Source organism: Legionella clemsonensis, assembly GCF_002240035.1.
Classification (GTDB): domain Bacteria; phylum Pseudomonadota; class Gammaproteobacteria; order Legionellales; family Legionellaceae; genus Tatlockia; species Tatlockia clemsonensis.
Genome location: NZ_CP016397.1, coordinates 1,148,060 through 1,165,250, shown reverse-complemented (window position 1 = coordinate 1,165,250; position 17,191 = coordinate 1,148,060). Strand labels below are relative to the sequence as shown.

The window sequence follows — 17,191 nt, the reverse complement described above, 5'->3', positions numbered from 1 at the left end:
TAGGCTTTTAAATCACAATTGCAATAGTTGTGCCAACTTTTGTGAATTCTCATCAGCTATCTGCATCACTTTCATTTGCGCATCAAATTCTTTGCTAGTGGAAATTGACTTAACCATTTCTTCTACTGCATTCACATTACTTCCCTCAAGCGCTCCCTTTACCACCATAACAGAGGCATCAGGGGGTGCAACGCCACCTTGTCTTAGCTTCATTAACCCATCAAGCCCCTTTACTAAATTCTTAAGATCAGGTTTTACCAGTTTCAATCGCTCTATCACTGCTAACGCATCCGGAGCACCCTCTAAAGGCACAATAGAAATAGTACCATCGTTTCCTATCTCAATACGTTGTGCTGGAGGAATAGAAATAGGTCCACCATCACCTAAAACAGGTCTATTTGCGGCCGTGACCAACATCCCGTTTTCAGTCAAATGAAAATCTCCTGCACGCGTGTAAGCTTCTTTACCATCAGCATCCTGCACCGCAAACCAACCGCCACCCTGAATGGCCACATCAAGATCGCGTCCTGTGGTTATTAATTCCCCATCAGTAAAATTGGTAGCATTTTCACCCTCAACAACAAATGCTTCCGCTGTCTCCACCGAGCCTGAAACATACATTGATTCAAATTGAGCAATGTCTGCTTTAAATCCTGGTGTATTAATATTGGCTAAATTATTAGCGCTAACAGCTTGTTTTTTAAAATTAGTCTGCGAGCCATGCATGGCATTATAGAGTACAGGTTCCATTCTTCACCTCTTTTTTGGCACTTACTCTTTTAATGTATCATTTCACTAGGTCAGAAGGAAAGCGAAGGAGAATCGTGCAAGATCAGAAGTGGTTATAATGAATATCTACTTGTTGTGTTTTAGCTGTATTCAACAACCAGATAGTTTTCTGGAACCTGCGCATGGGATTTGTTGGGTCGAAAAACGAACCCAACCTACTGCAAAGCAAATAGGCTTGATTACACAAGTTCAGCTTCTCGTTGAATCCCACACATAAAGGTGGAAATAAGCGTAAAGCTTATTAACGAATATTAATAATGGTTTGGGTTACTGCATCAGCAGTGCGGATAGTTTGCGCATTTGCCTGGAAATTTCTTTGGGCTCCAATTAATTTTACGAGTTCCCCGGTTAAATCAACATTTGACTCTTCCAATGCACCAGATTGAATCAAACCTAGACTGGCTGTACCAGGATTGCTGACTAAGGCCTGACCAGATGCAGAAGTTTCAGCCCAATTAGTATTACCCATTGATTGTAAACCATCAGGATTGGCAAAATTAGCGAGCTGTATTTGCCCCATAACTCGTGATTGCCCATTGGTATAGCGTCCAAATAAAACGCCTTCTTCGTCAATATCCAAGCCATCCAAGCGTCCGGTGGTATAGCCATTCTGTACATTCGATTGCACTGCAAAAGGACTACCAAATTGCGTACTATCTGAAAAATCAATATTAAAACTTAATGGATCAGCCCCATTTGACAATGCCATTGAAAGCGGAATCAAGTTATTAGGTAATGGATTATTAGCAGTATCTAAAGCACTGTTAAAGGTGCCATCGCTGTTAAAATTCACTCGAAATAAGGTAGCCGTATTAGCACCCGCACCCGCTGGTAAATTTTGATTATCAAGTTGAAACGCAACATACCATTGATTTTGCGTACCAGGTGGTGTAGCCGCATTGGGATCACCTGCCCCAGCAGACGCATCTGCGTGAATAAAGTACATAGACAGAACATGTGAATTCCCTAAACTATCATATATCGTTGTTGAGGTTGCATTATTATAAGTATCTTGAGCCGGTGTTGCCCCTCCTGACCAGTCAACTGTAGGTGGTGTACTTTTGGCATACAAATTTACTCCGCTTGATACTGTGGTAGTGGCTTTAGGATTTATATTTGCTGTGTTAATTTGTAGATTACCTGACACATTGGTAATATTACCGTCGGCATCAGCAAGAAGTCCTGTTAAATATTGGTTATTGGCATTAACAATAAAACCCTCGTTATCCAGCCCAAATGAGCCTGCTCGGGTATAAAGATTTGAACCTTGGTCATTTAAAATAAAGAAGCCCGAACCGCTAACCGCAAGGTCGAGACTATTGTTAGTGAAGGAAAAATTACCTTGTCCAAAATTTTGTTGCACCCGCGACAAACGTACGCCACTGCCAATAGCATTATTACCACCCCCATAGGTTCCTGTGGCATAGACATCTGCAAATTCTGCTCGCGAACTCTTAAATCCTATAGTGGGCGCATTAGCAATATTATTGCCGATTACATCCAAATCTTTACTGGCTGCCTGAATACCACTAAGTGCTGTTCCAAATACCATGATTGCCTCCTGCAGTAATCCTCAAGGCCTGAAAATTCAGCTTAAGGTAATGGCAGATTATACTCTGTCATTATTAATAGTTTATAATCCTGTAATTAGACTATCCAGTAATCTGTTTGACATCATTCAACGAGACTGAACCAATACCGGCAACGTTAAGCTTAACGCCTTCACCATTTTGCCCAAGGCTAACGCTATCTACATTAGCCGCTGTCATAGTTTTTAAAGCGACTTCTTTACCGGAATAGACACCATTGACTTTAACAGTATATTTTCCAGCGGGGGCTCTTTCACCTTTTTGATTAAGTCCATCCCAGCTGAACTCAAAAAGTCCTACACTGCGTTGCCCCAAAGGAATTGTGCGAATTAACTCGCCTGATTCAGAGTAAATCGCAGCCGTTAAATTATCGACAGTCGCCGGAACATCTACCGCTACCTTTGCTGCATCTTCCTGTCCAAGACTTATAATATTGCTATTGACCAATACCTTGCGTCCTACCAATGCTGAAGCTTGAAGAGCCTGATTAGACTGCAGAGAAGATGCCAGATTTTGAATTGATTCTTGCATTTTGGTAATCCCGTCGTTGGTACTAAATTGGGCTAACTGAGAAAGAAAATCACCATTAGTCTGTGGTTCCAAAGGATCTTGATGTTGTACTTGTGCAATCATAAGCCGCAAAAAATCACTCTGTCCCAAACTTTTCTTTGGTGTGGGTGCCGTCGGACCCATCAGAGAGTTTGCTCCATTTACTGAATTCATTGTCATTGTTGATTACCTCATTACTGTCCGAGTTGTAAAGTACGCTGTATTAATTGCTTTGAAGTACCTACTATTTCCAGATCCATCTGATAGGCTTTAGAGGCAGAAATAATATTTGCTATTTCAGCAACATAATTAATATTGGGTGCATAGACATATCCCTTAGCATCTGCAAGCGGATTGTTAGGATCATATTGCTTAATCGCTTCAGCTTCACTTTCATAAATAGCACTGACTTCCACTCCTGCTTTAATCTGATTATCCATCCATAATTGCGCTTCATCTTGAACGGTTTTAAAAACAGGATATTGCGCTTTATAAGTATCGTCTGGATCACCTGTAACGACATTCGCATTACTCATATTACTGGTACTTGTCGTTAACCGAGTTGTTTCAGCTACAAGCGCAGAGCCTGCAATATCAAATATACTATTTAAAGACATAACTACTCCCCTTTTAGCGCAGTGATCATGGATTTAATCTTGCTATCCAGAAAAGTTAAACTGGCTTGATAAGACAAGGCGTTTCGTGCAAATTCAGTGGCTTCCAGATTCTTGTCTACAGTATTTCCATCGAGGGTTACATGACTGGGGTTGCGATATTTAAGCTGTCCCGCAAAATCATTCTGACCAATAATATGATTAGGCTTATCAACAGTCATTTCTTGAGATGCGCCAACCATCGCTTGCGATAGGACATTTTTAAAATCAATGTCTTTTGCTTTGTAATTAGGGGTATTTACATTTGCCATGTTCATCGCAAGTTGCGTAGCACGCTGCTCACGAAGCACCAATGCCTTAGCATGAATTCCAAAATAATTATCCAAATCAAACGCCATATAAAACTCCCTTTGTACTATTAGTTCCTATAAAGCAAATGGCATGCCAATAATAATTAGCTCCTAACTGTACTTTAAGCATGGGCAGACGTTGATAGATTTAAAAATTGCAAGCAGAAAACACACTTGAACCTGTGTTTGACAACTTAGGGTATGGGGAGTTGATAATCTCACAAGCCCATCATTGTATTTAGCGTTATCAAAACAGTAAAATTAGTTTATCGCTGAGGCAGCATTGTCGATTGTCTCACGAATCAGGAGTACATGATGAAAAAATTCAACGAATTACCCACAAATGCAATCGACTTGGTTAAATCCTATCTTTTAAATTTGCAGGATACAATTTGTAAAACGCTTGAAGACCTGGATACTCACCACCAATTTTTGGAGGATAACTGGATTAGGCCTCAAGGCGGTGGAGGAATCACCCGTGTTCTTGCGGGAGGGAAAGTGTTTGCAAAAGCTGGGGTTAATTTTTCTCATGTCACAGGAGATGGACTTCCCGCTTCAGCCACAGCACACCGTGAAGAATTGGCAGGCTGTAAATTTGAAGCCTTGGGGGTGTCACTGGTAATTCATCCTGATAATCCTTATGTGCCTACTTCTCATGCCAATGTTCGTTTTTTTGTCGCCAAAAAGGAGAATAGCGAATCCGTGTGGTGGTTTGGTGGTGGATTTGATTTGACGCCTTATTATGGATTTATTGAAGATTGCAAACACTGGCATCAGATAGCACGTAATGCATGCGAACCTTTCGGAGTTGAGATTTATCCCCGTTTTAAAAGCTGGTGTGATCACTATTTTTATCTGAAGCATCGCCAAGAGGCCAGAGGGGTGGGCGGGTTATTTTTTGATGATTTTAGTGAAGGGGGTTTTGACAACAGTTTTGCTCTTATGAAAAGTATTGGTGATCATTTTATCAAAGCTTACGAGCCTATTGTTAAAAAAAGAAAAGACATGGCGTACGGCTTAAGAGAAAAAGCATTTCAACTCTATCGACGTGGCCGCTATGTAGAATTTAACCTTGTTTATGATCGTGGCACTTTGTTTGGTTTGCAATCAGGGGGTCGAACAGAGTCTATTTTAATGTCTCTCCCTCCGGAAGTACACTGGCACTATAATTGGCAGCCTGAAAAAGGCAGTCCTGAAGAGAAGCTTTACACGGATTTCCTGCCAGCTCGTGATTGGCTAAGTGAATAGTTTATATGGATAAATTTATTAATCTGTTGACTCTACTCCAGCTTAACCTCTTGACTGAGCTTCATTGTATAATTTTTATGAAGCTCAAATTGATTATTTTTAAACACACGCCAATCGATAGAGCATTCTTCGGCATTCACATGCATCATAAAATAACTGTTCATCTCATCTTTTCGCCTGCTACATAGCAATGTTCCAGCATGCAAAACCAAACAGGTCTTGCCATTATTTTTCTTGATTAAACCTACATTGGCATAATGAAGATGGCCTGTACAAACAATATCTATGTTGCTTTCTTTTAAATACTTTAAAAATTGCTCCTCATTTTCCAGAGGTTTGTGCAGGCCCACAATATGGTCAAAATTATGATGAAAAAATAAAATATTTAGACTCTTGCCTTCTACTGTAAAAAAGTTATTAATTATTTCCAAAGCTTCTGGTGTAAGCCTTCCCTCTTTCACTTTGAAAGGATTAACACTGTTAGCACCTAAAATTGCTACCTCCTCGTTAACAAACTCCGCTTTGAATTGCTCCTTCACATAATGGTTGTATGCTTTAAAAGGATTGATTAAACGCGCTAACACATTATAAAGTGGCACATCATGGTTACCAGGAACAACAAGAATAGTGCCAGGTAACTCCTCAAGAAAAGATTGCAAAAGCTCAAATTGATAATTTTTTGCACGCTGAGTCAGATCACCCGATATTATTATCAATTGAGGCTGCAATGTCATGGCATCTTTCAAAAAAGCATCAACTATTTGTGGTTGATGCATGCCAAAATGCAAGTCTGAAATATGAGCTATTTTCATGCTAATGTTAACAATTGCAGTGAATCCGGAAGACAACGATAAATTAAAGGTGTCTCCATAGTAACCGTGTCCCCGTCTAAAGAAATATTAATCCTGGGTTTTTTCTCTATCTCTATTTTAATAGGAGTTTTTGAGGCCAATATTTTAAAATTATTTATTTTTCGAAATAAGTGATCAATCACTTTGGACAAACTTAACTTACCACGCTTTAAAAAATAAATGCCTAATATTTTTTGGTCAAAATTATCTCGACTTATAGTCGCCGGAAATTGATAAGAGTATAAATTATTTGAAATCATAAAAAATGAGGTATGGATGGAAAAGTCCACTTCTTTACTTTTTACCGTAATAGAGAATGTTTCATGATAACGAAGTGCTTCCAAAAAACTGGGTATATAGCTTATCCATTTTGGATAGTGTTTCGCATAAAAATCTCTTTTTTTTGCAAGTCGTGGGTAAAATCCAATTGAAGAATTATTAATAAATACCTTACCATTTACTTCAGCAAGATCAATTTTTATAAATTTTGGTTGTTTTAAAGCAGATACCAAGTCATTTACTGTTAATGGAAGCTGCAATTCTTTGGCAAAATGGTTCATAGTGCCAAGCGGCAAAACACCTAAAATTGTAGAACTGTTCGCACACCATTGAGCAGCACTGCGAATAGTACCATCGCCACCGCCAACCAGCAGCAGTGAATAGTCAGTCAAACAATGCTTAATTTGGGATTCTAAATTTTCAGGTGCCACTCGATAGCAATGATAATCGATTTTTTCTTTGTTAAAGGCTGTCAGATAATTATCTATCTGCGCAGCATTCTTGGCACTTTTATTCAATATGATGGCTATCTTAGTCAAGACTGTTCCTTAAATTAAAATATTACCCATTGCAACTTTTAGGAATAAAAGGACAACTATAGGCATTTCGAAGCACATCAAAAACTACCGTACCTTGCATATCATGAGGACGTAAGATTACCTGTCCGATGCAATTCATAAAAACTTGATTTCCTTCACTTAAGGCTAAAAAATTTTGATGGTTAAAATCAGCGGGTAATTGAGTTAAACTTTTTAAATTAATAGGTGCTGAAACAAGCTCTTTTGTTCCTTCATTAAAATAATTAAGGAATAAATTTACCTTTCGATCATTATTGGTATGAGGATCAAGTGCTTCCAAATGGTTATCACCACAACGCCAGAATACTTTATATTCAGCACTCCATCCCATTGCTGTTATACAAGACAATAACAAGGCAATAATATAAATTCTCATCCTGTGCTCCTTCAGGTTACATAACTTCAATGTTACTCAGTTTGTACATCAACCATCGCCCTTTTACTTAGTGAAGCGATAATTTTCTCCAGGCTGTGTGGATAAGGTTCAGTTTGGTTAACGATAGCCTGTGTACGCTGCTCGCAATAATCTTTCACTTCTTTGTCCGGAAGAATATAAAATGTTTTATTTTCTACCTCTCGTAGAATATGAGAAGCCACATCTTCAGCAGGTCTGCTTCGTGCAACAAGTTCAGCCACCATATGATGCAATGCATCCGTATGTAAAGGGGTAGAATTTTTAAGTAACTGTGTGTTAGCAAATGAAGGACACACTACGGATACATCAACTGGTTTTTCTAAACGCTTCAGATCAAAATACAGTGATTCTGATAAAGCTACAATGGCATGTTTAGACATTGCATAGGCAGACATTTGCGAACCGCTGCATAAACCATAAAGGCTGGCCATATTTATTATGTGGGCCCGATGAGATTGTTTAAACATGAAAGGTAAAAAAGCCTGGATACCATGAATTATACCATACAGATTAACATCCATTACTCTGTGAATATGTTCCGGGGTCAATTCCCATATGGGAGCCAGATGACCGCTAATACCTGCATTATTGAATAGCCAATCTATGCGATTAAAATATTCATAGGCCTGTTTGGCCAGATGCCGCAGGCTTTCAGCCTTTGTTACATCACAAACTACGCCTAAAACCTCAGCCTGTCCTAAATTGCTAAGCTGTTCGACCTTATCACATAAAGTAGTAACGGCGTTATCCGCCATAACCACATGAATACCGCGTTGTACACAAGCCTGAGCAAGAGCTAACCCTATTCCGCTTGCTGCGCCAGTAATCACTGCAACTTTTTGATTAGATTCCATTCCAATCTCTCCTGAAGTGATGTAGATGAATAGTAATTAGGTTATCCATTAATCAACTTTGATCTCAAGTATAAAATGCATCACCACCGAGTGTGCTAATTTTACACAAGTTATAGTTATGTGGTTTGGATGATAACGATTCTACCGGGTACAGGTCAAGAATTAACTATCATTAATGGCCAGGGCAAAATAATGCTTTGTCTCCTTTATATAAAGTAATGTTCATCCTCCTCGCCTGTAACGAAGATAAATTAATTTTGAGCAATCCGAGAGCGATTCTCACTTAAACATCGGGAGTTCTCTATAAGGGACTTTCACTGCGCGCGATACTAATTGCCTCGACATGACCATAACTTACCGTTTTATCAGCTACTTAACTGCATCTATAATCATTCGCGAAAGCCCAGATAATGTTCCCAGTGCGGTTCTTCACATTTCTATTCTTTCGCGAAACGAGGATAATGCGGATTCACAACCTAATGGTCTCTCTCCACTATCCAATATAACTTTTATTAGTTATTCATTGTATTTATTCTTCAGTAACAACCACTACTTCCTGAGCTTTAAATCCCTTAGGGCCTTTATCAAGCACATAGGTTACAGGATCGTTTTCATGTAGTGTTTTAAATCCTACACCTTGAATATCTTTGTAATGAACAAATATGTCATCACCTTGTTCGTTGACGATAAAACCAAATCCTTTTTTTTCATTGAACCACTTAACATGGCCATTTTCTCTTTGCGACATTCACTATCCCCTTTCGTCTAAAACTATCTACTACCAGTCTGTTGCTATTTCTACAGTCTTCACTGTAATGTTTGCAATCAATCAAGCTGGCGAAATTTCAACAGCCTTAGTAGATTAAACAATCAGCACTCACTTGGTTCAAATTGCAGGCATTAATGCAATAAATACTGCAAAAAAACTGGATTTTGAGCTACAAGGAATGCTTTTACGTTAGTAAAACTAACATTTCTTTAGAATAGCAGTTTTTTGTTGATTGTTAACGATTTTTTTAAAAAACATTTAATACTGCTATAAAGAGAATCTATTCGTTTTAAAATTTTGTAGAATGTTTTTATCTTGTTTAACATTAGGATATTCCATGAATCAATTTAAAGAATCTTTTATTCGCTTGGCACTTGAGCATCACGTATTAAAGTTTGGGGATTTTACACTGAAGTCTGGCCGACAAAGCCCCTATTTTTTTAATGCGGGATTGTTTTATCAAGGCGATGCCTTACGTCAATTAGGTCAGTTTTATGCCAAAACGCTACTTCATCATCAAATCGATTTTCAACATCTTTTCGGCCCTGCCTATAAAGGACTCCCTTTAGCTACCAGCACTGCTATTGCCTTGGCAGAATCAGGAGTTAATATCACTGTGACGTTTAATCGCAAAGAAGTAAAAGATCATGGTGAAGGAGGACAACTTATAGGTGCACCATTACAGGGTAAAACAATTATAGTGGATGATGTCATTACCGCCGGTACAGCTTTTCGCGAAGCACAAACATTAATTCAAAAACATGGAGGCAAGTTAACTGGCGTAATAATTGCGCTTGATCGCTGCGAACGTGGACTAGCTAATCAATCTACTCTGGCAGAAATTAAAGCCCAGGGTATTCAGGTCTTTTCAATTATTACTCTTTTTGATTTGATAGCCTACTTACAGGCAAACGGGCAACTTGAACACGTAGAGCGTTTAAAGATCTATCAGCGTGAATATGGCGTTTAATGGATACATGCTCTCTGTAGGCAAACAATATGAATTGCTTGCCTACAGAGAGTAAAAATGATTAATAAGCGGCAATGTCAATGGTTTTCATCTTAAAGTTAAGCTCCTTGCCATTCCTTAAGATAGTTAAGGTAATTTGATCCCCAACTTTAATATCAACAAGAATATTATAAAAAGCATCGTAATTTTTTACCGGATGGCCATTGATAGCAACAATCACATCACCGAGATGAATACGTCCCCAACTGTCACGTAAAGTACCACGCAGTTTTGCTTGTGCAGCGGGTGTATGAGGCAGTACATCGGCCACCAATAAACCTTTATCAATTCCCAAGCGTTTGGCTATATGAGGTTCAACAACCTGAATGCCAACGCCTGACAAAACCACACGCCCATGTTTAATTAATTGGGGAACAATGCGAGCAATATCATCTGCAGGAACAGCAAACCCAACTCCGGCAGAAGATCCTGAATTGGAGTAGATGGCTGTATTCAAGCCAATAAGACGTCCTTTACTATCTAATAAAGGGCCACCAGAATTACCGGGATTAATGGAGGTATCCGTTTGAATCATATCTCGAATAGTGACACCACCTGCACCAGGTACTTGTCGACCTAAAGCTGAAATGACCCCTACAGTCAAACTATGATCCAATCCAAAAGGGTTCCCAATCGCAATAGTTTTTTGACCAACTAACAGCTCATTAGTAGGTGCCAACTCAAAAGGAGTATAGGATTTTAGCAGCTCCAAAGCCTTAGGTGATTTAATCGCAAGGACAGCAATATCTTTTCGAGGCTCTGCCCCTATAACCTTGGCAGGAACTGTAAGTTTGCCAATGCTGACGGTTAAGTTGTCAGCACCATTGATTACATGGAAGTTGGTTACAATATGACCTTGAGCATCCCAAATAATGCCTGAACCAGCTCCAGCAAGGACTTGCATCCGTTCATAAGAATGATTAAGCACTGTCGCCAAACGATGTACATAGACAACCTTGGGTGAAAATTTTTGAAAAATTTCTACAGTATTTCTTTCATTAGGAAGTAATTCATCTAATGTGGTACTGTAAGAAGGAAACATCACCGCGGTCGTACAAAAGAAAAATAAAGCCAACCCTCTATATCTCATTATCAAACTCCATACTTATTGCTCCAGACAACTGTTTTGACTACTCTGGCCGCAGTAATTACCTATTGTCACCTTTAATGTTGACCAGAGAATTAAATTTTGCCCATTATGCCTTATTTTGGTGTAAGTAGACAAATAAAAAGCATCTCCAAAATAAATGACCTCTCAAGAAGGTATGAACAAATTAGAGATTTTCAACTCAATAGTGCAAAATTTATTCTGAATTAAACACGCAATATTGTATTATTTAGCTCAATTAAGCATTTCATACGGTGCTATCGGGGATAATTAACCAGTGGTAGTTTGAGGACATTTTGGATTAAATTTATTTCGCTTAACCTTGATGTTTGCCTTGCTTACATCAAGGTTAAGGAGTGTAATTAGGATTTATACAGCAAATTCAGGCTTTGCGTTGCTATCGTTCGTATTTTCTTCATCCGTTGGAGCATTATCAATTTCATCATCTTTACCATTAATATCATCTTCCGCATCAGATACATCTTCTCTTGAATCTATTTCATCTTTAGCCTGTTCATCATCAATATTGCTGGAGGGTTTAAAATACTGCATTAACATTGTAATGGGAGTTAAAATTAATGCCTTAAACGTTTGCGTCCCAGCTTCAATTGATTTTACAGCAATGGTCTCACTGTTTTTATTATGCCGCAGATAAATTTTTTCCAGTAAACCTGAGTGACGTTGATAAATTGCATCAAGATGTCTATTACGTTTTTTCTCCTGCTCTAAAAGATAATCTTTTAATTCCGAATGAGTATCCCATAAAGAATCGCGCCGCTTTTGTAATTGTTCAAGCTCATTATTATAGAACCCCAATTCATTATCAATTTCCTGTTTAAGCTTATCACAGATCGCTTTTCGCTCAGCTGACTGCTCTCCTCCAATAATAGCCGTTGATTCTTTTACTGCAATTTTGGAATAACGCTCTATTAAATCTGCTTTCTTTTTAAGAATATCTTCAATTTTCTGATCAAGATATTGAATAGCCTCTTTATTGGAACCGAGCACCTGGTAATGAGAGTCAAAGCGTTTATTATTTGCCATCTCATTCCGCAGGTTTTCCAGTTCCTTTACTTCTTGTGCAAGTGCAATTTGCTGTGCCTGGTCGTTTAAATTTTTATCCCGACTTAGTAACAACTGCCGTATAAACGCGGACAGAACAGCAACCACTCCAAAAGCAGTCACACAAATGATCGCTATAGTTACAGGTTCCATAGCCAACTCTCCTTAAGACAAATGAATCAATTGAGTATGTATGTCTATAGCGAAATAACGACTGAATGCCTGGTAGGAGTCAATGACAGGCCATTCTTCGACGTTATTACACATACGCATCATTTCTGCTTCAAAAATGGGCTCATAATAATGTTGAAGGAAAGGTTTTATTTGGCTTAACTTACTAAAATTTTTTACAACCACTGTCGCGTTTTCAGCCAAATGAGATAAATTCACCTTTTCCAATACACTAATTAGATCACTTTGATCATCAACTGCAGCTTTCATCCACTTTAACAATACAGAACGGGGCCTTACTCGCAGCAACTGCTTACCCTCTTCAATTGAGGACTCCATAAGGACAATGTGAGAATGCAGTTCAAATTTAAAGCAACATAAAAAATCAAGAAAACTTCCTTCGATTTCATTTCGTGCATTTTCCCCAAGCCAACGACATATTTCATGCCTGAACATGGTGGTAAAATGACGCTCTATTTCATTTAAAGTCTCTTCATCATTTCTTTTCTTTTCAATAACATAAGCTGTGTTATCAGTTTGTAATAAACGTAGTTCTGGTAACTCAATCTCGGGTAACTGTGAAGCAAGGAATGATAAGAATACTGGAGTAGGCTTGAGAATTATAATTTCCCATTTACTTGGTTGCATGACGCTCTCCTTGATTTTATCGACTCATCCTGAGTACAACTAAAAAGCAAAATCAACGTCTTTTTTCTTTCCACTTTTTTTCAGGGAAGACTATCAGATTAGTTCAAATTAAAAATAATAACAAGCAGAAAATTATATTTTTTAGATAAAAATAAAATTATTTGCCCTGATCTTGACACAGTATTCATTGAACTTGACACAGTTATACTATATGCTTGCCATTTTCGTTTTACTCCAGACATGAAACTTCTAAAAAAATTATTTGTTTTCTTAGCTGTCTTTGTGCTAGTTGCTACCCTCATTTTATGGACTCTAGCCAAATCCATCAGTCCAGAAGTAGTTAAAGACTATGTCAGCACTCAATTAACAAGCTTAACTAATCAACAAAGCCAGATAGAAGGCGATATTTCATGGCAGTTATTTCCAAGACCTGGAATAAAAATTACCAGGATGCAAATTGGCAATCATGATGGGCAAAATCGATATTCTGTACGATTGGAGAATGTACTTTTTAATCTAAAAATAACCCCACTCTTGCGTGGTAAATTGGTTTTTAGTGAACTTAATGTAAATGGCTTTCAAATTATTATCAATCCCGATGCAAAATCATCAATAGTGAAAAAAACGCTCGGATCGCCTCCTAAAAAAACTGGACATATTGCAGAGCAATTTGCAATAGAAAATATACTCTTAACGCATGGTGAAATTCTGTTACAAAAAAATCACCAGATTATTAAGCTAGCCAATTCTCAAATTGGTGCCGAACGTTTTAATCTAAAAAAGCAGTCCTTTCCTCTTCAATTTAAATCGCAACTAACTATTACCGCAAACGGTAAATCTTTAGTTCAAGGCCATATTAATTTTAAAGGTAATACTGCTTTATCCCTGGGAATGATTGATAATCCATTAACCGCTTTTCAAACTACTCCCTTGGCTGGCCAACTTATGATGCAGGATCTAAAGGTGGATCAGTTCAAGATAAACAAAATTCGTTCCACTGTAAAAACAAAAAGTGGCGTTTTGCTGCTAAATCCACTCACTTTAACGATGTACCATGGCGAATCAGTCGGTGACTTAAGTTATGATTTTGCAACAAAAAAGCTCACCTTCAATCAAACAGCAACTAATCTGAATGGCAGTAAACTTATTCATGATTTGGTAAAAAAGCGACTGTTTAAAGGTAGTGTTGATTTCTCTATTCACGCTTTGGCAAATATGAATCAAAATTGGCTGGAAACGGTCTTGGGTAAAGGAAGCTTGACTATCAAAGACGGCGTGGTTGAATCTGTTAATCTAAATAAAGTTATTGATGAAACCAGTACTAAAATTAATAAACTACTTAGTGGCAAAAAGAATGAGGTCACTGATGTTCTGCAACTAAGTCAATTTGATAATCCTGCTTTTTTTAAAGGCCATACTAATTTTAAATTACTTACTATCGAGTATACGCTTCAGAATGAAAAACTGCTCAGCAATTCGCTGGTCTTGCAAACGGACCGACTCCAACTGAAGGGAAGCGGGGAGTTAAATTTGAAAGATAATAACCTCGACAGCCACTTACAGGCCAAGGTAAGTCTGACTGATCCTGAAGTGGATAAAATTCAACAACTATTAGGAGGAAATTTTCCACTTTTAATAAAGGGTAACTTGGTAGCCCCTACTGTTTTACCCGATTTAAAAATTATTAATCCGATCCTTTCCCAATTTTGGTTGAAAGAAGCACTGGCAAAGCCTGTTAAAGCAATTCATAAACAAATTAAGACGCTCTTAACCAACAAGAATGATTAAGCAACTTCATGAACAGTTTAGTCAGCCACTGTTAGCATGGTTTGATCAGTTTGGACGCAAAGATTTGCCGTGGCAAAACCCTCGCACTCCCTATAGAGTCTGGGTTTCTGAAATTATGTTACAGCAAACCCAGGTTAAAACCGTCATCCCTTATTTCAATCGCTTTATAGAAAATTTTCCTGACTTATGGCAGTTAGCTAATGCGACAGAAGATGAGGTTTTAGCCTTGTGGTCAGGATTAGGTTACTATAGCCGAGCACGTAATTTGCATAAAACTGCTAAAGTTATTTGTGAGCAACATCAAGGAGTTTTTCCGTGGCGTGTTGAGGACTTGGTCGTTTTACCCGGTATAGGTGAATCAACTGCTGCAGCGATTGCCTCTCAAGCGTTCAATTTACCAGCCGCAATTTTAGACGGCAATGTAAAGCGTGTGTTATGTCGTTATTTTATGATTGGAGGGTGGCCAGAGCAGACTGCCACTAAAAAGGCACTTTGGCGACTGGCAAATCAATGCATGCCAAAGCAACGTTGTGCAGATTATACTCAGGCGATCATGGATTTAGGTGCCATCTGCTGTACCACTAGAACCCCAGATTGTACTCATTGTCCATTGCATGCCACTTGTCTTGCTAGACTTCAAAATCAAGTCAGTCAATACCCTCATAAAAAAATAAAAAAAATTTTACCATATAGAGAGGAGCAGTTCCTATTGCTTCATAATGAAGAAAATGAAATTTTTCTTGAAAAAAGACCTCCCGTTGGTCTTTGGGGAGGCTTATGGTGTATTCCCAGTACAGAAATAGACCGCTGCCCTGAAGCCTATATTAAACAAACCTATCAATTTAATTGCTTAGAAATTAAGGAATTGCTTCGTCTGAAACATTCCTTTAGCCATTTCCATCTAGGTATTAAGGCGCTCAGTGTCCATACTGTAGCGACAAAAAATAGTGTGCGTGAGACAGCTGGAAAATGGTTTAACCCCAGTGAAGTTACTCGTCTTGGACTAGCAAAGCCAGTTGCAATCATTATTAAACGTTTTCAAGAAACCCTGGGTTCAGCAACTTGACGCTTGCCTATTGCCATTATTATTAAAATAATACCAGCTAGGCAGAGCAAGATAATTTCAGCAGAATATAATTTTGTCACGGGAATATCTTTCCAATGGACCAGAGCATAATAAAAGAAAATAATAATAGCTCCGGACAAACTATTAAACAACGATTGGACTCTTCCTTGATAATTTAAGTCAGTCATTTCTTGAGCCAGAGTGGTTAATAAAGCCCATGAAGAAAAAGAAAAACCAATAAAAAAGTGATACAAAATTGCTGATTCTGTATTTTGGGTATGACTGAATAAATAAAATGACACAATACCTAGCATTACTTGACCAAAAATAACTTTTGCCAGTGAGAAAAGTGTCGCAAGCCAAGGACTTATAAAGCCACCAAAAATAATTCCACCTGACAGAGCGGCTTCCAGCCAGCCAAATTGAGCAACATTACTATGCAATATGGATTTGGCAAAGGGAGCCAGCAAAACTGGAGCAGTCATGTAAGAAATAAAAAATAATCCCTGAACCAAATAAATAAACAATATGGGTGTACGTTGAAGAATATAGCGACCTCCTTCAATAAATTGAGTGAAAAAGGATTCTATAACTTCTTTGGTTTTCCTTTGCTTTTGATAAGGAATAGCCAGAAGAAACAACGCCGCCAATAAATAACAAGCACTATTAATAGCAAAACAAGTAGCAAAGGATGTTTGTGCCAAAATAAGACCGGCACTCCCCATACCTAACGCGGCTCCAACCTCATAAGCAGTATCCAGCATAGCATTGGCATAAAGTAGTTCTTCCTCCTCTACAATAATTTCACGAATAAAGGCCATGGCCGCAGGAATATAGGCGGCAAGCAATGTTCCTATTAAGGTGGCAAGACAATAAATAGCAAAGGGATTAATATAATTGTGGTAAGCAATTAGCGCAAAACCGAACAGGCAAATGGCGCGTAATCCCACTGTCGCCAAAAGCACCCATTTACGATTATAACGATCAGCAAGGACACCCATGAATGGTCCTAGCAAAACATTAGGTAGCCAAAAGCAAGTCATAAGAATAGCTGTAGAAACAACTGACGTATCAAATCGTATCAGTGCCCACACCATAACGATGTAAGTTAAGCCATTCCCGAACATGGCTAACATACAACTTAATGTAAAATGCCTGAAAGCAGCATTTTTAAAAAGATGACGTTGCTTGCTCAACATAATATTTTGTCTTTTGAAGTAGCCGGCAAACTGCTCCTGCCGGAAACCAGATTGTGATAGAAGAGAGATTACTCGCTTCGTTTACAGCTTCTCCTAATGACTTTTATCCCTAATTCCTTTTATGATGAAGCTAAAGAACTGCAAATAATACCATATTACAAGCAATATGAAAAGTTTTTGAACAAAAAAGCTTGTTGTGTTCGCCGATAAATACAGTATTATCAATTCTTAACTCATATTACACACGGCGTGATT

The 17,191-nt window shown here is 38.2% G+C and carries 18 protein-coding genes; 4 read left to right on the top strand and 14 right to left on the bottom strand.

From position 1 onward, the window contains the following. Positions 1 to 12: 12 nt before the first annotated feature. From flgF to flgB, 5 genes are all read right to left on the bottom strand, one after another. Entirely contained in the window at positions 13 to 750 is a 738-nt protein-coding gene (flgF, locus tag clem_RS05035) for a flagellar basal-body rod protein FlgF (RefSeq protein WP_094090626.1), read from the bottom strand. 280 nt (positions 751 to 1,030) lie between these two features. Next, positions 1,031 to 2,341 carry a flagellar hook protein FlgE gene (flgE, locus tag clem_RS05030; protein ID WP_094090625.1) on the bottom strand — a complete coding sequence of 437 codons (1,311 nt, stop codon included), beginning with the start codon at positions 2,339 to 2,341 and terminating at the stop codon, positions 1,031 to 1,033. A gap of 100 nt (positions 2,342 to 2,441) precedes the next feature. Continuing rightward, complete coding sequence (locus clem_RS05025; protein ID WP_094090624.1) at positions 2,442 to 3,107, bottom strand: flagellar hook assembly protein FlgD; 666 nt, start codon at positions 3,105 to 3,107, stop codon at positions 2,442 to 2,444. Between the two features lie 14 nt (positions 3,108 to 3,121). After that, positions 3,122 to 3,544 (bottom strand): flagellar basal body rod protein FlgC, encoded by a 423-nt coding sequence (gene flgC / locus clem_RS05020; protein WP_094090623.1) that lies wholly within the window; start codon positions 3,542 to 3,544, stop codon positions 3,122 to 3,124. Between the two features lie 2 nt (positions 3,545 to 3,546). Continuing rightward, positions 3,547 to 3,939 (bottom strand): flagellar basal body rod protein FlgB, encoded by a 393-nt coding sequence (gene flgB / locus clem_RS05015; RefSeq protein WP_094090622.1) that lies wholly within the window; start codon positions 3,937 to 3,939, stop codon positions 3,547 to 3,549. A 267-nt stretch (positions 3,940 to 4,206) separates the two neighbouring features. On the opposite strand from flgB, the gene hemF reads away from it, so the two are divergent. Further along, entirely contained in the window at positions 4,207 to 5,139 is a 933-nt protein-coding gene (gene hemF / locus clem_RS05010; RefSeq protein WP_094090621.1) for an oxygen-dependent coproporphyrinogen oxidase, read from the top strand. A 32-nt stretch (positions 5,140 to 5,171) separates the two neighbouring features. Here the strand turns inward: hemF and clem_RS05005 are convergent, their stop codons facing one another. The 5 genes from clem_RS05005 to clem_RS04985 all read right to left on the bottom strand — a co-directional run bounded on the left by clem_RS05005 (position 5,172) and on the right by clem_RS04985 (position 8,864). Beyond that, a complete protein-coding gene (locus clem_RS05005; RefSeq protein WP_094090620.1) occupies positions 5,172 to 5,951 on the bottom strand; it encodes a metallophosphoesterase family protein in 780 nt (259 codons plus the stop codon). Continuing rightward, positions 5,948 to 6,808, bottom strand: a complete 861-nt coding sequence (locus clem_RS05000; RefSeq protein WP_094090619.1) for a diacylglycerol/lipid kinase family protein — start codon at positions 6,806 to 6,808, stop codon at positions 5,948 to 5,950. Before clem_RS05000 ends, clem_RS05005 begins: the two co-directional genes overlap by 4 nt. A gap of 22 nt (positions 6,809 to 6,830) precedes the next feature. Further along, complete coding sequence (locus clem_RS04995; RefSeq protein ID WP_094090618.1) at positions 6,831 to 7,223, bottom strand: hypothetical protein; 393 nt, start codon at positions 7,221 to 7,223, stop codon at positions 6,831 to 6,833. 32 nt (positions 7,224 to 7,255) lie between these two features. Continuing rightward, positions 7,256 to 8,116, bottom strand: a complete 861-nt coding sequence (locus clem_RS04990) for an SDR family NAD(P)-dependent oxidoreductase (RefSeq protein WP_094090617.1) — start codon at positions 8,114 to 8,116, stop codon at positions 7,256 to 7,258. 529 nt (positions 8,117 to 8,645) lie between these two features. Beyond that, positions 8,646 to 8,864 (bottom strand): cold-shock protein, encoded by a 219-nt coding sequence (locus clem_RS04985; protein WP_058448525.1) that lies wholly within the window; start codon positions 8,862 to 8,864, stop codon positions 8,646 to 8,648. A gap of 358 nt (positions 8,865 to 9,222) precedes the next feature. Here clem_RS04985 and pyrE point away from each other — a divergent pair, with 358 nt between their 5' ends. After that, entirely contained in the window at positions 9,223 to 9,855 is a 633-nt protein-coding gene (gene pyrE / locus clem_RS04980; RefSeq protein ID WP_094090616.1) for an orotate phosphoribosyltransferase, read from the top strand. Positions 9,856 to 9,916: 61 nt separating this feature from the next. Here the strand turns inward: pyrE and clem_RS04975 are convergent, their stop codons facing one another. The 3 genes from clem_RS04975 to clem_RS04965 all read right to left on the bottom strand — a co-directional run bounded on the left by clem_RS04975 (position 9,917) and on the right by clem_RS04965 (position 12,883). Continuing rightward, positions 9,917 to 10,936 carry a S1C family serine protease gene (locus clem_RS04975; protein ID WP_408606889.1) on the bottom strand — a complete coding sequence of 340 codons (1,020 nt, stop codon included), beginning with the start codon at positions 10,934 to 10,936 and terminating at the stop codon, positions 9,917 to 9,919. Positions 10,937 to 11,371: 435 nt separating this feature from the next. Continuing rightward, complete coding sequence (locus clem_RS04970) at positions 11,372 to 12,217, bottom strand: hypothetical protein (protein ID WP_094090614.1); 846 nt, start codon at positions 12,215 to 12,217, stop codon at positions 11,372 to 11,374. 12 nt (positions 12,218 to 12,229) lie between these two features. Then, positions 12,230 to 12,883 (bottom strand): hypothetical protein, encoded by a 654-nt coding sequence (locus tag clem_RS04965; RefSeq protein WP_094090613.1) that lies wholly within the window; start codon positions 12,881 to 12,883, stop codon positions 12,230 to 12,232. Between the two features lie 240 nt (positions 12,884 to 13,123). Between clem_RS04965 and clem_RS04960 the strand changes: the two genes are divergently transcribed. Next, the gene (locus clem_RS04960; protein WP_094090612.1) at positions 13,124 to 14,671 is read left to right on the top strand and encodes an AsmA family protein; all 1,548 of its coding nucleotides are present in this window, start codon (positions 13,124 to 13,126) and stop codon (positions 14,669 to 14,671) included. After that, a complete protein-coding gene (gene mutY, locus clem_RS04955) occupies positions 14,664 to 15,737 on the top strand; it encodes an A/G-specific adenine glycosylase (protein WP_094090611.1) in 1,074 nt (357 codons plus the stop codon). The genes clem_RS04960 and mutY overlap by 8 nt, the downstream gene beginning before the upstream one ends. Here the strand turns inward: mutY and clem_RS04950 are convergent. Next, positions 15,710 to 16,936 (bottom strand): MFS transporter, encoded by a 1,227-nt coding sequence (locus clem_RS04950; RefSeq protein WP_094090610.1) that lies wholly within the window; start codon positions 16,934 to 16,936, stop codon positions 15,710 to 15,712. The genes mutY and clem_RS04950 overlap by 28 nt on opposite strands. Positions 16,937 to 17,191: the final 255 nt, after the last annotated feature.

Coding starts and splice junctions, on each gene's coding strand:
- clem_RS04990 (WP_094090617.1), bottom strand. CDS start 8,116: ATGGAATCTAATCAAAAAGTTGCAGTGATTACTGGCGCAGCAAGCGGA.
- flgF (WP_094090626.1), bottom strand. CDS start 750: ATGGAACCTGTACTCTATAATGCCATGCATGGCTCGCAGACTAATTTT.
- flgB (WP_094090622.1), bottom strand. CDS start 3,939: ATGGCGTTTGATTTGGATAATTATTTTGGAATTCATGCTAAGGCATTG.
- clem_RS04970 (WP_094090614.1), bottom strand. CDS start 12,217: ATGGAACCTGTAACTATAGCGATCATTTGTGTGACTGCTTTTGGAGTG.
- clem_RS04975 (WP_408606889.1), bottom strand. CDS start 10,936: ATGTTTCCTTCTTACAGTACCACATTAGATGAATTACTTCCTAATGAA.
- clem_RS04985 (WP_058448525.1), bottom strand. CDS start 8,864: ATGTCGCAAAGAGAAAATGGCCATGTTAAGTGGTTCAATGAAAAAAAA.
- clem_RS04950 (WP_094090610.1), bottom strand. CDS start 16,936: ATGTTGAGCAAGCAACGTCATCTTTTTAAAAATGCTGCTTTCAGGCAT.
- clem_RS05005 (WP_094090620.1), bottom strand. CDS start 5,951: ATGAAAATAGCTCATATTTCAGACTTGCATTTTGGCATGCATCAACCA.
- flgE (WP_094090625.1), bottom strand. CDS start 2,341: ATGGTATTTGGAACAGCACTTAGTGGTATTCAGGCAGCCAGTAAAGAT.
- clem_RS04960 (WP_094090612.1), top strand. CDS start 13,124: ATGAAACTTCTAAAAAAATTATTTGTTTTCTTAGCTGTCTTTGTGCTA.
- clem_RS05025 (WP_094090624.1), bottom strand. CDS start 3,107: ATGACAATGAATTCAGTAAATGGAGCAAACTCTCTGATGGGTCCGACG.
- pyrE (WP_094090616.1), top strand. CDS start 9,223: ATGAATCAATTTAAAGAATCTTTTATTCGCTTGGCACTTGAGCATCAC.
- flgC (WP_094090623.1), bottom strand. CDS start 3,544: ATGTCTTTAAATAGTATATTTGATATTGCAGGCTCTGCGCTTGTAGCT.
- clem_RS04965 (WP_094090613.1), bottom strand. CDS start 12,883: ATGCAACCAAGTAAATGGGAAATTATAATTCTCAAGCCTACTCCAGTA.
- hemF (WP_094090621.1), top strand. CDS start 4,207: ATGAAAAAATTCAACGAATTACCCACAAATGCAATCGACTTGGTTAAA.
- mutY (WP_094090611.1), top strand. CDS start 14,664: ATGATTAAGCAACTTCATGAACAGTTTAGTCAGCCACTGTTAGCATGG.
- clem_RS04995 (WP_094090618.1), bottom strand. CDS start 7,223: ATGAGAATTTATATTATTGCCTTGTTATTGTCTTGTATAACAGCAATG.